We start from the raw sequence: 14,062 nt of genomic DNA, 5'->3' as shown, positions 1-14,062 counted from the left end.
TTTTATTTTGTGCTAAATGCATACAAACCGATGAATTAACGACCAGTTTCATGCAAACGCAATGCATAAGGCGGTTGCAAGATGCAAGTTAATTGCAAAATGCGAACGCAAATTAAGAATATTTACAACTCATTCGTTTTCTAGCTAACCGCACTATTAGCAAATCGTGCTACAGTTTTATGAAGTTTATCCTTTCGAGATCCTTAAGTGCTGCTCAACTTAGAATTACTCTCTCATCAAGATGATCAATCATTACTCGAGTTTGAAAGAGTTAATCAGTCTTGGTTTGAATCCTATGTTCCACCTCGTGAAACTGGCTTTTATACGGAATCAGGTATGACTCAACATATTAGTGAGTGCTTAGACCTTCATGAAAGAGATGAGATGCTACCTATGCTTATTAAGGACGATATTGGTAACATCATTGGTCGAATCAATCTACACAGTATCGACCTAGATGAACGTACTGCGCACCTTGGTTATAGAATCGCAAAAAATGCGATAGGAAATGGGGTAGCAACCACCGCTTCACGAAAGGTGATTGAATTGTGTAAAGGTTATTTTCAGCTTGAGTCCTTAATCGCATTAGCCGCTACTGATAACATTGCTTCACAACGAGTTCTAACAAATAACGGGTTTGTTAAAACTCGTACTCATACCAATTACACCAGATTAAAAGGAGTCCTCATCCACTGCATTGAGTATCAGAAAATCATCGCATATTAGACATTGATTGCATCCATATTCATCTCAAAATAGACGAAAATCAGATTAGAGTTAGCTCTCAAGTTGACGACTTTTTTGCTGATACATTCTTTCATCAGCCACTTTTAAAATACTATCTATATCTGGATAGTCATGAAGGTACAGTACATAGCCAATACTTACATTAATATTAATTAGATGCTTCCCATAAATCACAGGCGTTTGGCAAAGTGCTTTTTGCAGCTCAATATTGACCACATCTACATCGTTTGTATTTGAAATTCGGGTTAAAAGAACCAGAAACTCATCACCCCCAACTCGCGCAACTAAGTCAGATGAGCGCAAAACACTTTTTAGCCTTTCAGCACAGGCAACAAGAACCTTATCACCAGCAGCGTGTCCGTAATGATCATTAATCATTTTAAATTTGTCTAAATCAATATTCAAAACAGCAAAAGCGTCGACGCAATCTTCTTGTGAGCAATCTAGAAATAAGCTTTTTAACGTGTACATAAAGTAGCGTCTATTTGGTAAAGAAGTCAGTTCATCATGAAGCGAACGATTATAAGCATTAATGTATTGGCGATAGATTACGAAGAATGAAAGCATTAAGAGCAGAGTAATAGGATACCCGAGTAGACGAGCGATGTTGACGCGATACCAAGGGGTGTGAGCTAATATATTCTCACGAACTGAAGCAGCTAACACCCAGCTCCCATAAGGGAAGTACACTGTTTGAATTTCAAATGCCTGATTAAAAACGTCTGAAGACCCAAAAATGATCTCACCATCGAGACCCTTGCTATCCACACCTCGGATGGCTAGGTTGTACTTATAATTCAATGAGTCAACACCAACCTCATGAAATAGAGAATCAAGATCAATGAGTACACTACTGCACCCCCAGTAATTCGTATTGTAAGGAGGGTCCGTAAAAATAGGAACTCGGACTATAACCCCCTGCCCGTCTCGTATCAGATCGACTGGACCTGAAATAAATACCTGCTGGATCTCACGAGCCTTTTTTACCGAAGTCCACTGTTCAGGTATGTCTCTATAATCAAGATTAATTATGTTTTCGTTTCCCGTTTCAGGGTAAACCAAACGAACAACATCATCCGGAGCAAGGGCAATAACTTGAATATGCTTCCCTTCACGCAAAACATAGCTAGCAATATCTTTCAAATTTTCTATTTCAATATTGGGATTAACGGTAACCAAAGCAGATAGGCTTTTAGCAACATATGCGTCAGACACAATAGCCGCTTCAAGCTGAGCCCGAACAATTAACAACTCCTCCTTTGCTCGTGATAAATGCTCACTGCGTAAATAGTCAACCTGGCCCCGATTGATCCACTCTATGGATGCAATGGCTGAGACAATATAGAGGAAAAATATCGTGCTTATGTAAAAACGATTGTGCTCTGTAGACTTCATTAATACCTCAAGTCATACTCGCAATGATGACCAAACTAGGAGCAATATCCTCTGCCCTTTCCATCATTATTCACTTAACAAACGCGCTTCTTTAGGATAGCTCTCGAATCTCAATTTGCGTAGATTCCATCTACATTAATGACAAAGTCGTCAGTAGTATTCTTCGGCGATTGATGCAGTTTCATTAGACCTGCCTCACTAATTATCATTTCAAGCTAAACTCTGACATTAAGCTCACAGCGACAATTAATAGCGCTGATAAGTTGAAGTTATATATCACCAAAGGAAAGGTTCACCATGCGCAACACCAAGCAATTCAACCTAGTTACCCTAGCGATAACACTTCTTGCAAGTTCTCTTGCGGTTAGGGCAGCAAACACCGAATTCGCTGCGGATTCGTCAGTGAATTACGCTGCGGAGAGTGATGTCAATGTTGTTGAAAGTATTTCCAGTGATAACACAGTTAGCTATCAATCTTCAGCAAACTTAATTAAGCAAACCTATGAGAGCCAACTCTATACTCTTCCAGCGTTTAAAGAGGGGCATTATGGTTTACGAATGTACCGTCAAACATTACACAAAAAATATGAAGCCGCTATATGGAGTGATATGGCGAGAGTGGCAAGCCGATTGAACCAATTTTCATCAGAAGTAAATACAGCCGAAGACATTTTGGTCTACTCAGAAAAGCGATTATCTGGATACAAAGGGCAAACAGATGAACGTAGCGTTCGTCGCTATACGACAACTGTCCATCACCCTGAATACCTTTATCTGGGCGTCGATTTATTAGGCTCAATGGCTCGTGCTAATGAATATGGTTTAAAACATAAAAAAGATGAAAAGCTTAGACAGGTATTACGACGCTACGATTTTGAACCCTTTGTCACCAACCCAGAGATGATCAAAGCATGGGCAGCCCAACTCGCCAATCAAGTCTATTGGTTAAGACAGTTAAATGAGCAAGATGTCGTAGAAAAATTTACCGATACATTCAAATCCGTTTATCCTGATGAAAAAGATAAAGCATTATCACCACAACAATACGGTAATAAAATTTACGGTATGACACACATCATTTTTGCAGACTCACAATACTATCAAAGGCCCATCCAAGAAAAAGATCATCAGTGGGTCTATGATTACTTCCGTGAAAACATCGATACTATCTTGCTTCGAACCAAAGAAGACATCATTGCAGAGGTAGGCATCGCCTTTTTACTAGCAGGATTGGAAGACGATCCTGTCGTAGAAAAAACACGTCAAGCTATTCAGGGTTCCATTGTTGAAGAGAAGGGAATGATTCCCTCAATTAAAGGGGACTTTGATTTAAGTTACGGGGAACATCGAAATGTACTCGCGATTATGTTACTTGATTGGCAATCACCAAATACTGCTCCATACGTAAGTAAGCACCCTAGTGTATTTACCAATATTCCTTTTGGCCTAACAAGCAAATAGATTCACGGGGCAAATAAAGGACGAAGCTTATATAAAAACACCTGATACGTGATGACTGTCACATTCAAAATTCGTAGACTTGCTTCAAACTTATTTTTTTCACCTAGACTTTAATCGAGTGATTGTGAAATTTGAATAAGTGAAAAAAATGCCACAGCTGGTAGGACGACATTTAGAAGAAATGGCCAATATGCGTACATCTCGAAAGAGAAGAATCGTGCTCATTTCTTCTCTAATCGTTGCTTTACTCCTGTTTTATTACGCCATAGAACAATTGAGTAACAGCCACTACTTTTTTGGTTTATTTAATCTTGGCTGTTTATCTATTGTCATTATTAACGTCTCATATTTATTAAAGCACCCACAGTCTAATTACTCTGAGATAATTCTAAGTGGCGTCCTGCTGCTACAAGCATTAGTGCTTCTCCTTTACGGTGAGAGCATAGCAAACCGTGTTTTATGGTTGTTCCCAATAATTGCTTCTATTACTTTCATCAATGAATTTAAAGTAGGTCTTCTATTTAGTTGCTCTTTCTTCTTCATCGTACTCTTTTCTGTCTTGTTCCCTGAGAGCGTCATCGTTCCAACAGACTTCTCTACTGATCGATTGTTACTTAGCCTGTTTACCCTTTTATTGATCTGTAATGTTTCATCTTATTACTACGCAAAAGCGGTCAATTACATCCAGAGCCTCTACAAGGAGGGGATCGAAGATCTCGCTTACATGGATCAACTCACTGGGCTTGCCAATAGGTGGAGCTTTGAGAACTGGGCAGTAGATAAGTTAAGAGATACACAAAGCGCTGGAACACTAACTGCACTTATATTTATCGATATTGATAACTTTAAAGAGATTAACGACAACTATGGTCACGATGTCGGAGACCGGGTACTACAACACTTCGCAGGACGTTTGAAAAATAACATTAGAACTAAGGATCGTCGAACAAATAAATATGATTACTCGATAGCTCGCTTTGCTGGAGACGAGTTTGTTGTTCTGCTATATGACGTAAAATCGCGCAAGGATTTAAACGGAATACTAGAAAGGGTCTGTCAGATCTTTACTGATAATTACAAAACTGAACAGCGTATAAACACTTTAACGGTCAGTGTTGGAGCCGCGATATACCCGACAGATGCAACAAGCTTACAAGAGCTAACACGATGTGCCGATAAAGCTATGTACTCAGCTAAACACCGAGGAAAGAACCAGTATTGCTATTATCATGATGATATTGCTAAAGAAAAAGTACAACAAGAAACTGATGACCAAAGTAACATAACACCGCTAAAAAAAACTAGCGTGCCGTACACTTAACCCGCCATGTACATTGCCCACAAGCTGACGGCAGCGAGCACAATTAGCCAGATTATATATCTAGCATTATTCGGTTTGCCTTTCTTAGGTTGAATCACAGGTTTTATAGCGGCGGCTCGTGCAGCAGAAATAATAGTGGGATTTTTTTCGTATTGGTCCCTGCGCAGCTGAGCTTTGTTCGCAACATCAGTAAATCGGTGCCGTTGCTCAGTCGTTAGCTCTTTGCTTGGATCGTAACGTTGAGCGTCTGAATGCTTAGGTACAACAGCCATAATCTCCTCCTTAACAACTGTCCTATATTTACATGCGTTACTTATAGTGTAGTAAACTCTGCTTTAAACAACGTTAATTAGCTCATGTTTTCAACAGGTAGTCCTTGATATCTAGCAAATTTCTCGCCAAGTCGATCTATTTCCATGACCAGATTATTCATGACTATGCTCTATGCGGAGTAACCCAAAGAACAGATCTGTTCTTTGGGCATCTAAACATAAGCTATAAATACTCACATAGGTAGGCAGTTGGCACTGACACTTTTACATCAAACGACGAATCAGCAATGACGTCAAATGACTCACCATCAGAAAATGTGACCCAATCGTTGTCGTCAACACGTTTAATTGTCAATCCACCCTTAACAACCGTCATTTTTTCTGCTGCTGCTGTACCAAACGTATAGCTACCTACTGCCATTACACCAACACTGCTTTGAGCTTGTTGTTGAGAAAAACCCAATGACTTAACGTTTCCTTCAAAATACTCATTTACGTTTATTTGCGTATCTGTATTCATTGTTACTTCCCTATAATCATTCAATACCATAAAGGCATACCGCCTTTAACTGCTTAGATTAATGTTTTAACCAAAAATGAAATTAATCTCAAGAGAGTTTTAATACAACAATCAAATTCTTATGCTGTTCACGTCGTTGCAAACTGATAATCTGTGCTAATGTCTTCAGACAAAACTTAACTTTAGACCTATCATTTAACTAGTTCATTTGGGCTAAAGATCATACTTTTTCATCCACCGTTTGATTGAGCCTCACAGATAGTACAACCTAACTTTTCAATCAAATATATTTATAGGAAAACTCATGGCTGTGGTCCGCGGGAAACGTCCAGCAAAAACATCCCCAAAACAAAAACATAAGTCCATGATGACAAGAGAGCAGTTCATTAGAAGTGCCCTATTCACAGTCTTAACAATTCTGGGCATTTCGTTTGGTTCGCTAACCTATTTTAGCTACCAAGAGTACGTGAATCCCGAACATGTCTATGGCAGCTGGATAGAGATTGGCTCACCTAAATACGATACGGACATTCTCACGCTCTCCGCTGACGGTGTTTTTCGCAACAAACGATTAATTACCACGACTTTTAATTTTGACGGTAAAGAAATCAACCTCAATACTGGTCAAGGTGAATTCATCTATCAACTGTCTGGAACGCCTAATTCCCCACAAATTAAACGTGTTCACCCAAGCGGCCCAATAAAGCGATTTATCAAACAGGGCTATGAGCATACCGTCGATAGTGATAGTGCGGGGGTCGGTAAAAATCGGCGAGCCGCGCTATCTGAGCACTTTAATAGTAAAAAATAGCCCAACTCCATACCTGTGTGATCAATATAACTATTAACTAAAACGTGAATTCGAGACATATATTTTCAGCATTGTTCAGTCTCATTCACATGAAACCTCTCTTTTCCCTCCTCCCCTTCTAAACAATCACACTATTTTCTCTTTATGTTAATTGTTTGATTTTTAAAACCTTGAGAACGCTTTATAATTAACACCGTTATTTACCAATATAGAATATTCCTATGGATGGATTCCTGACTCAAATTCAGATCTTTACTCAAGCATTACTGCAAAGTGAAGGAAACAGTATTTACTTTATTACTGCTGCTAGTTTGCTGGCTTGGGTGGCATGGCGTATCTCGTATACTCGTTTAGAAGCACTCACAGAAAAAACTTCTTTCCAGTGGGATAATTTAACTCTAAGTGCACTAAAAACACCGATTAGTACCCTAATTTGGTGTTGGCCCGCGACCATTTCACTTGGTGTTTTACTGCAAGATCACTTTAATAGTCAGCTAAATTGGCTGAATACGTTAAAGCTCATTTTGGTCATCAGTATTTTTGTTTGGATTACATTGCGATTCATACATAACGTTGAACATTATGTTTTAAGCCAAAAGAAACGCGATGAAACGACTGTTCAAGCAATCGCAAAGGTAGCTCGACTATTTTTTGTCACCATAGGACTACTTACGACCATGCAAGCATTCGGCTTGAGCTTATCTGGTCTTTTGACGTTTGGTGGTGTTGGTGGCTTGATTGTTGGTCTAGCAGCCAAAGACTTACTATCGAACTTTTTCGGTGGGATGATGATTTACTTTGATCGCCCATTTAAAGTAGGTGATTGGGTTCGCTCTCCAGATCGTCAAATTGAAGGAACGGTAGAGCGTATTGGTTGGAGAATGACGATAATTCGAACTTTTGATAAACGCCCTCTTTATGTTCCAAATTCCGTATTCAGCAGCATCGTGGTTGAAAATCCGTCTCGAATGCTCAACCGACGCATCAAAGAAGATATTGGTATTCGATACAAAGACAGCAAAAGCTTGGAACTTATTGTCGCTGAGATAAAATCAATGCTTCAAAACCATCCTGATATTGATAATCAGCAAACATTAATTGTTAACTTTAATGCGTTTGGTCCATCTTCACTCGATTTAATGGTGTATACATTTACCAAAACGGTCAATTGGATTCGTTACCATGAAGTTAAACAGAACGTGTTAATGCAGATATTGGCTATCGTCCATAAACATGAGGCTGACATTGCATTCCCGACTCAAACGCTTCAGTTTGATCCTCGAAATGCAGGGCTGGATACTCACTTAAACAGCATGGATATACGTTAAGTGAAAATAGCCATGCTCACTGAGAGTATGGCTATATAAATATTACACTGTGTTACTTAACCGTTACTTGGATAGGTTGATCACTGTGGGCATGTTCGAACATTGCCGTAACCTCAGCAGTCCCAGTACCTTGTGCTTGTAATATGCCAGAGCTTGTAACTGTCACAACATCTCTGTTGTTGCTTACCCATGTCACACCATCCTGTACCTCTTCGGAACTAAAATCTGAGTAAAAAACCGTTACTTTAGCGGGTACAGTTGCGCCGATTTCCATAATTGGTTTGCCCGGATTCAATACAAGATCTAGGATATCGGAATCGTTAACATACATAGGTAGCGATGAACTCCTCGCACCATCTAGAGCGGCATAAACGGTCGTAAAGCCAGCATCATGAGCAGAAGCTAATCCGTCATTTGTAACTGTTAACAAGCTAGGGTTACCAGCTGTCCAACTAGCGATATCTGTAATATCCTCTGAAGTACCATCTGAGTTATGGGCAAACGCTTTTAACTGCTTTGTAGTGCCAACTCGCATGTTATGCGTGTCAATTTCAATGGTAATGTCGTCAATAGCACTATTACTTACAAACAAGCTAACTGGTTTACCTTCATAGCCGTCCAAAGTTGCATAAACTTGTGTAGAGCCTTGACTAACCCCTGTAGCAAACCCTTTTGATGACATGCTCGCTACGTTTTCATTAGTGCTTACCCAGCCAACAATGTCTGTCACATTGGCAGTTGAGCCGTCATGATAGATTACTCGAGACACATATCGGCGGCTATCGCCTTCAGCAATCGTCGCATTATCCGGTGACACGAATAGCTCAGCAATCGAGTCGTGAATTGCATCGCCTAAAACGATCAAAGTGCCAGAGTCACTTACTTTGTCTTCAAGTGATGCTGAAATTTCGGTCGTGCCCGATTTGATACCTGTTGCTTGACCACCTTCTTCAATGCTCGCAACTAACGAGTCACTGCTGTGCCAAGTTACTTCATCTGTAACATAACGAAGATCTCCGTTAGTGAAGCCTGCAACTGCGCGATAGTTAAATGTATTCTCAACTTCAATCACCGCGTGACCATTTGAAATAACAACACCAACTACATCTGAATCAGTCTGAACCTGTTCTTCTTCAGCGACATGAGAGACAGGATCACTATAAACGCCTTCTACTTTAGCGACAATATCACTACTGCCTGAGCTTATAGAAAAGGCAAAACCGTCTTCATTAATCACTGTGCTCGTGTTGTTTGAACTCTCCCAATGAACCTGAGGAGTAATATCTGCAGATGTTCCATCGGAATAATGCCCATAAGCAGCGTATTGCTGCATTGAACCTTGGTAATGATATTGTCCATTGGGTACGATTGAAACGGATTCAATTGGAAACGAGTTAATGTTCAATGACACGACATTAGATTCAATACTGTCGTGATTTGAACTTATAGTTACTACGCCAGAAGAATCGTTAGGAATATGAATTGTACCTTGGTGTAAAGCGACATCCTCATCATTAAGCTTCCATTGCACTTCATGAGTAACATTAGTTTTGCTGCCATCTGATAATGTACCAGTAGAAGCTACTAATACATTAACGCCAGGATTAATGACTGTACGTTTCGTACCTTTTAGAAGATACGAAGCATCTACTGTAACTTCCAGTTCGGTTAGTGCAGGCGTAGAAGGTGGATTGGGGCTATTTACTGTGTCGGTAGTATCAGAAGAGTTACAACCCGTTAATGCGAGCATTGCACTGGCTATTAACGCAGCACCTTTCATTTGTATCGAATTCATCTTTATATATCTCACTTTTGTTATATCTAATTTCATGTAATACATAACGGAGATACTAAAGCCGAACTTAATTAGATATCAAAGGGGTGAATAGATAAGAACTAAAAGACTATAAATATTTATAACAAAGGATAAGTGAGTCGGATAAAATCAATAGATGCATATGTGGATCGCATCGAGTTGACACTGAATTGATATAACTATCTGTTTTGTAATTCGTGATTAGTTGAGCTTCACAACCCAAACCTCATACTAACCAGTTTTAATTGAATTAAGATCACTCACTGTAAATAACCCCTTGAGAATCAATCCATTAAGCTGAACCAAGATCGTTATATGAGTAGCATTCTTTTATTTTTATATATTTACAGCCGATTTGAAGATTTTTTCCTGCCTTTACAGAGTGTTAATACATGTTGTTTGCCTATCGGTGTCATTGAGTTCCAAGCAAGTATTTCTTCCAATGTTCGATAGCAACCTAAACAAACATCGTCTTCATTTAGACAACAATGCCGGATACAGGGAGAATCTATATTATTAGTCTCCAAATCTGAGCCAGTTGTACGCTTTGATTTGTTCATAAATCCCTCCATACTCGAAATTTAGTCGTAGCGACGAAATATGTCTATATCCGCGCTCTATTAGGGCACATTGATTAACCCTTTTTAGGGGTTGGCATTGAGGATATTGGGACTAAAATAACCAACTTGCTAGTGAAGAGTTTATTATGACAAACAAGCCAAACAGAATTGATGCCATGCAACAAATTATCGACGCTGTGACAGCCGAGTTCCCACTCTATCAATCTGATACATTTGTCTGTGGTGTCGATAACAGCTGCATGGGCTGCCCTAAAAAGTTGATGGAGTTGGTTGATGGTGAGTTGTCGTATTGGCAGCATCAAATAAATCGAGGGATATCACCAGGTTTTGACGAATTAGATCGCTTTGGTAAGTTATGCAAAAATGTTCGCCGAGCTTTAGTGAGAAATGGTCGGGTCAATTCATAGAGTTTCAGTTCGTTACTGTCGGATACGCACTTCCCTCTTCTTGAGAGCCTGCTGCCGTAGATGCATGACGATGCATCCATAACCATCGTTCAGCCTTTTTAAGCGTCACTGTCCACCTTAGCGGTACTTGTAATAACTCATTATCCGCCATTAAATGAATAACGAGTGTTTGAGCAACCACTGCATGATCATCGCTAACGATGACGTTACGCCACTTCCATTCAAACTTAGTCGCTGTTGCTTCAGAGAAATTTCTTAAAAAGAGTCCTCTAACCGATTCAGTTCCGGTACATAGTTCATCGGCCCCTGTTCCAATAACAGAGATACTTTCACTTTTATCGAAGACATCCATCAATGCGCTAATATCTTTATTGCAATAAGCTTGTGCGTAGCTCTCTAACGTTTCTATGATTTTCAATTGTTCGGACATTCTGACTACTCCCTAATTAATAGGAGTGTAGTTACTGATACTGGGAATGTGGATTAAACGCGGGGAATTTGTGAGCGGTACAAAAGGTTAGACTCAAAAATAAAGAATCTAACCTTCATCTAACAGGTAAAATAATCTCGACGGCTCACCGGAAAAGCAATATTAGTCTTGGAACTCACTCTTGTCTTCTGGACGTAGTTGGCGTTGTACACCCATCAGGAAGTTTCTCAGAATCTGATCTTTACACTCACGATAGTGCTTATTATCCGGTTTACGGAAAAACGAGCTTAGCTCATGCTTACTCAATCGGAAATCAACTAGCTGTAAGATCTCTATGATATCTTCCGCCTTCAAGTTCAGGGCGATACGTAACTTCTGAAACACCATGTTATTGTTTAAGTTACTTTCAGGCTTTGGCTGTTCCCCTTCACGCTTACCACGCTTTAAGTTAATTAGACCATTTAAAAACGAAGACAGATCCGTATTTTCAAGCTTGATATATGACTCGTCTTCTTCCTTTTTCAACCAACCTACAACTTGCTCTTCCGTCACTTCAATGTCTGCTAGAGAAAAGATCTCAATCATCGAGCTGTTCTTAAAATTGAATGTGTAGCGAATACGGCGCAAAATATCATTATTGGTCAAAATAGTTCCTAGTCTTAGGTAAGCCCAGTGCAATCAATACGATTACTGGAAGAGCGGAGGATTCTAGCAGACTTGCCTTTACGTCCCTATTAAATCTTTAAGCATTGATTATCGATAAGTGCTAACTACTCTTAGGCATTTGATTTTACGTAGGGGGGAGTAATTCATCTCTTTCGTCACGACACTCATATGAACCCATTTCGAACTCTCGACAAATTAAAGGTCGATTCTCATAAATCGTGCACATTAACGTTTCACGGTCGACCGCAGAGCACCACCCGTCATCAAGGCGGAGCATCGTCTCACCACCCCACTGATCATAAGCAATGTGCTCTTCCGGAACTCCAGTATCTGTAAGGATCATTACCTCGAGACGGCAGCAACACGCTTGGCAGTTTGAGCATAAGATCTCTGGTGCTTTATCTTCTTCCTGAATTATGTTTTTAATCGGTATGGTCATAAGTATCTACTATTAACTCAATTGCTGCATAGTACTCCAAAGTGACGACTAATTCGAAGTTCGTTTTCATAACTGTTTAAATTAACCATTATGATTATTAAACGACTTTACTTCATCCGCCGTCAAATATCGCCATTCACCAACACCCACATCAAGCAAGACCTCGCCAATGCTTTCGCGATGTAGTGAAACAACTCGATTACCAACCGCCGCGAACATACGCTTTACTTGGTGGAACTTTCCCTCAGTTATTGTTAGCAGCACCTCTTGAGGACTAATGATCCTTAAAATAGCCGGAGCAGTCAGCTGCTTCTCTCCTTGTAGTTTAATGCCCTGTTCAAACTTGTGTGCAACATCTTCAGCTATCGCTTTCGACAAACTAACCCGATAGACCTTTTTACACAATTTACTCGGCACAGTGATATTAAACGACCACCTACCATCATCTGTAATCAGAACCAATCCTGTCGTATCCGCATCTAAACGCCCCGCAATGTGAAGCTCAGATGCTTTGTCGACGTCTATGTAATTGAATAAAGAGGGATACGCTTCATCAATATTTGAACATATCGTTCCTGAAGGCTTGTTCATGAGGATGTATCGAAAGTCGCGAGCTTCCAATCGAATGCCATTCATTTTAATTTCATTATTTTCATGGACTTGAGTAGCCTCATCTGTAATCACCTCACCATTCACGCTGACACACCCTGAGTAGATCTGTTTTAAGGCTTCACATTTTTCGAACTCAGTGCTTTTACATACAAATTTATCAAGACGCATAACGACTACTATATTCCAGTGAATGGGCTACCGCATTATCCTTACCTGAAGACTGTTAGCAATAGATAGCAATGATTAGCAAGTGTAATGATTAGTCAATGCAATGATTGCACTCCCAATATAAATAATTTACATGCAACATTGATCACGAACAAATACCCGAGTGTTTTAGTCTGGTATTTTGATTTCGTAATCACCACATAATCAGTTTATCGGGAATCCAAAATGACATTTTCTATCAAAAAAATATTTTCAGGGAAAGACGAAGAAGCTAAAGCAGTTCAAACACAAGAAGCGAGTGCAGAGAATCGTTCAGTTGAAGAAACTAAAGAAGAGAAAAAAACAAAGTACGACTCTCCAACAGGCTGTTGTGGATCATGCTCTTAGGAAAATATTTGACGCAATAAAAAAGGAGAGCCGAGGCTCTCCTTTTTCGTAACTATAACTGCTAATTAAAGAGCAGCTTTAGCTTTTCCAACTAGTACTGCGAAAGCAGCTTTGTCGAATACAGCGATATCAGCAAGGATCTTACGATCGATTTCGATAGACGCTTTCTTAAGGCCGTTGATGAAACGGCTGTAAGACAGACCATTTTGACGAGACGCAGCATTGATACGAGCAATCCAAAGTTGACGGAATTGACGTTTCTTGTTGCGACGGTCACGGTATGCGTATTGACCAGCTTTTGTAACTGCTTGGAAAGCTACGCGGTAAACACGTGAACGTGCTCCGTAGTAACCTTTAGCTTGTTTTAGAACTTTCTTATGACGTGCACGAGCTTGTACACCACGTTTTACGCGAGGCATTATGCTTCTCCTAAATAAACGATTATTAAACTAAAAAGAATTAAGCGTATGGCATCATACGTAGAACAGCAGCCACTTCACATTTAGGAAGGATTGCATTCGGACGTAGTTGACGCTTGTTCTTAGTAGTACGCTTAGTCAGGATGTGACGTTTACCAGCGTGCTTGAACTTAATACCACCAGCAGTTTTCTGGAAACGCTTAGCAGCACCTTTGTTGGTTTTCATCTTAGGCATGATGAATAACTCCGCATTGTTGAGTAGTTAATAACATAGTAATCAGG

The 14,062-nt window shown here is 39.8% G+C and carries 18 protein-coding genes; 7 read left to right on the top strand and 11 right to left on the bottom strand.

What is annotated here, in order from left to right:
* The first annotated feature begins 207 nt into the window (after positions 1-207).
* Complete coding sequence (locus tag L4D20_RS01475) at positions 208-726, top strand: GNAT family N-acetyltransferase (protein ID WP_428799788.1); 519 nt, start codon at positions 208-210, stop codon at positions 724-726.
* Positions 727-777: 51 nt separating this feature from the next.
* On the opposite strand, the gene L4D20_RS01470 is transcribed toward L4D20_RS01475, so the two are convergent.
* Positions 778-2,142 carry a diguanylate cyclase gene (locus L4D20_RS01470; protein WP_428799787.1) on the bottom strand — a complete coding sequence of 455 codons (1,365 nt, stop codon included), beginning with the start codon at positions 2,140-2,142 and terminating at the stop codon, positions 778-780.
* A 297-nt stretch (positions 2,143-2,439) separates the two neighbouring features.
* Here L4D20_RS01470 and L4D20_RS01465 point away from each other — a divergent pair, with 297 nt between their 5' ends.
* Both L4D20_RS01465 and L4D20_RS01460 read left to right on the top strand, forming a co-directional pair.
* Positions 2,440-3,603 carry a DUF3541 domain-containing protein gene (locus tag L4D20_RS01465; RefSeq protein ID WP_428799786.1) on the top strand — a complete coding sequence of 388 codons (1,164 nt, stop codon included), beginning with the start codon at positions 2,440-2,442 and terminating at the stop codon, positions 3,601-3,603.
* Positions 3,604-3,751: 148 nt separating this feature from the next.
* Positions 3,752-4,924 carry a diguanylate cyclase gene (locus L4D20_RS01460; RefSeq protein WP_428799785.1) on the top strand — a complete coding sequence of 391 codons (1,173 nt, stop codon included), beginning with the start codon at positions 3,752-3,754 and terminating at the stop codon, positions 4,922-4,924.
* Here L4D20_RS01460 and L4D20_RS01455 read toward each other — a convergent pair.
* Positions 4,921-5,196 (bottom strand): hypothetical protein, encoded by a 276-nt coding sequence (locus L4D20_RS01455; RefSeq protein WP_428799784.1) that lies wholly within the window; start codon positions 5,194-5,196, stop codon positions 4,921-4,923. The two genes, L4D20_RS01460 and L4D20_RS01455, sit on opposite strands and share 4 nt — an antisense overlap.
* Positions 5,197-5,419: 223 nt before the next feature.
* Positions 5,420-5,716, bottom strand: coding sequence for a pyrimidine/purine nucleoside phosphorylase (gene ppnP, locus L4D20_RS01450; RefSeq protein WP_428799783.1), 297 nt, complete (start codon positions 5,714-5,716; stop codon positions 5,420-5,422).
* Positions 5,717-6,083: 367 nt separating this feature from the next.
* Here ppnP and L4D20_RS01445 point away from each other — a divergent pair, with 367 nt between their 5' ends.
* The gene (locus L4D20_RS01445) at positions 6,084-6,527 is read left to right on the top strand and encodes a DUF2850 domain-containing protein (RefSeq protein ID WP_428800731.1); all 444 of its coding nucleotides are present in this window, start codon (positions 6,084-6,086) and stop codon (positions 6,525-6,527) included.
* A 221-nt stretch (positions 6,528-6,748) separates the two neighbouring features.
* Positions 6,749-7,855, top strand: coding sequence for a mechanosensitive ion channel family protein (locus tag L4D20_RS01440; protein ID WP_428799782.1), 1,107 nt, complete (start codon positions 6,749-6,751; stop codon positions 7,853-7,855).
* Positions 7,856-7,907: 52 nt separating this feature from the next.
* On the opposite strand, the gene L4D20_RS01435 is transcribed toward L4D20_RS01440, so the two are convergent.
* Both L4D20_RS01435 and L4D20_RS01430 read right to left on the bottom strand, forming a co-directional pair.
* Positions 7,908-9,650, bottom strand: a complete 1,743-nt coding sequence (locus L4D20_RS01435; RefSeq protein WP_428799781.1) for an Ig-like domain-containing protein — start codon at positions 9,648-9,650, stop codon at positions 7,908-7,910.
* A gap of 365 nt (positions 9,651-10,015) precedes the next feature.
* A complete protein-coding gene (locus L4D20_RS01430; protein WP_428799780.1) occupies positions 10,016-10,231 on the bottom strand; it encodes a DUF1289 domain-containing protein in 216 nt (71 codons plus the stop codon).
* A 146-nt stretch (positions 10,232-10,377) separates the two neighbouring features.
* On the opposite strand from L4D20_RS01430, the gene L4D20_RS01425 reads away from it, so the two are divergent.
* Positions 10,378-10,659 (top strand): hypothetical protein, encoded by a 282-nt coding sequence (locus L4D20_RS01425; RefSeq protein ID WP_428799779.1) that lies wholly within the window; start codon positions 10,378-10,380, stop codon positions 10,657-10,659.
* A 4-nt stretch (positions 10,660-10,663) separates the two neighbouring features.
* Here the strand turns inward: L4D20_RS01425 and L4D20_RS01420 are convergent, their stop codons facing one another.
* The 4 genes from L4D20_RS01420 to L4D20_RS01405 form a co-directional block, all read right to left on the bottom strand.
* Positions 10,664-11,089 (bottom strand): nuclear transport factor 2 family protein, encoded by a 426-nt coding sequence (locus L4D20_RS01420; RefSeq protein WP_428799778.1) that lies wholly within the window; start codon positions 11,087-11,089, stop codon positions 10,664-10,666.
* A 162-nt stretch (positions 11,090-11,251) separates the two neighbouring features.
* Positions 11,252-11,734 (bottom strand): YehS family protein, encoded by a 483-nt coding sequence (locus L4D20_RS01415; RefSeq protein WP_428799777.1) that lies wholly within the window; start codon positions 11,732-11,734, stop codon positions 11,252-11,254.
* 145 nt (positions 11,735-11,879) lie between these two features.
* Positions 11,880-12,194, bottom strand: a complete 315-nt coding sequence (locus L4D20_RS01410) for a YkgJ family cysteine cluster protein (RefSeq protein ID WP_428799776.1) — start codon at positions 12,192-12,194, stop codon at positions 11,880-11,882.
* Between the two features lie 81 nt (positions 12,195-12,275).
* Positions 12,276-12,974, bottom strand: coding sequence for a pseudouridine synthase (locus tag L4D20_RS01405; RefSeq protein WP_428799775.1), 699 nt, complete (start codon positions 12,972-12,974; stop codon positions 12,276-12,278).
* 225 nt (positions 12,975-13,199) lie between these two features.
* Here L4D20_RS01405 and L4D20_RS01400 point away from each other — a divergent pair, with 225 nt between their 5' ends.
* Complete coding sequence (locus L4D20_RS01400; protein ID WP_428799774.1) at positions 13,200-13,361, top strand: CCGSCS motif protein; 162 nt, start codon at positions 13,200-13,202, stop codon at positions 13,359-13,361.
* A 65-nt stretch (positions 13,362-13,426) separates the two neighbouring features.
* Here the strand turns inward: L4D20_RS01400 and rplT are convergent, their stop codons facing one another.
* Together rplT and rpmI are read right to left on the bottom strand one after the other, a co-directional pair.
* Positions 13,427-13,780, bottom strand: coding sequence for a 50S ribosomal protein L20 (gene rplT / locus L4D20_RS01395; protein ID WP_017034714.1), 354 nt, complete (start codon positions 13,778-13,780; stop codon positions 13,427-13,429).
* Positions 13,781-13,820: 40 nt separating this feature from the next.
* Positions 13,821-14,015: a 50S ribosomal protein L35 gene (gene rpmI / locus L4D20_RS01390; protein WP_428799773.1), complete on the bottom strand. Its 195-nt coding sequence runs from the start codon at positions 14,013-14,015 to the stop codon at positions 13,821-13,823.
* Between the last annotated feature and the right edge of the window lie 47 nt (positions 14,016-14,062).

Origin of the sequence: Vibrio kyushuensis (genome assembly GCF_050337325.1) — a bacterium.
Taxonomy (GTDB): Bacteria; Pseudomonadota; Gammaproteobacteria; order Enterobacterales; family Vibrionaceae; genus Vibrio; species Vibrio kyushuensis.
Note: the sequence above shows the minus strand (reverse complement) of the source record. Positions and strands in the feature narration are given on the sequence as shown.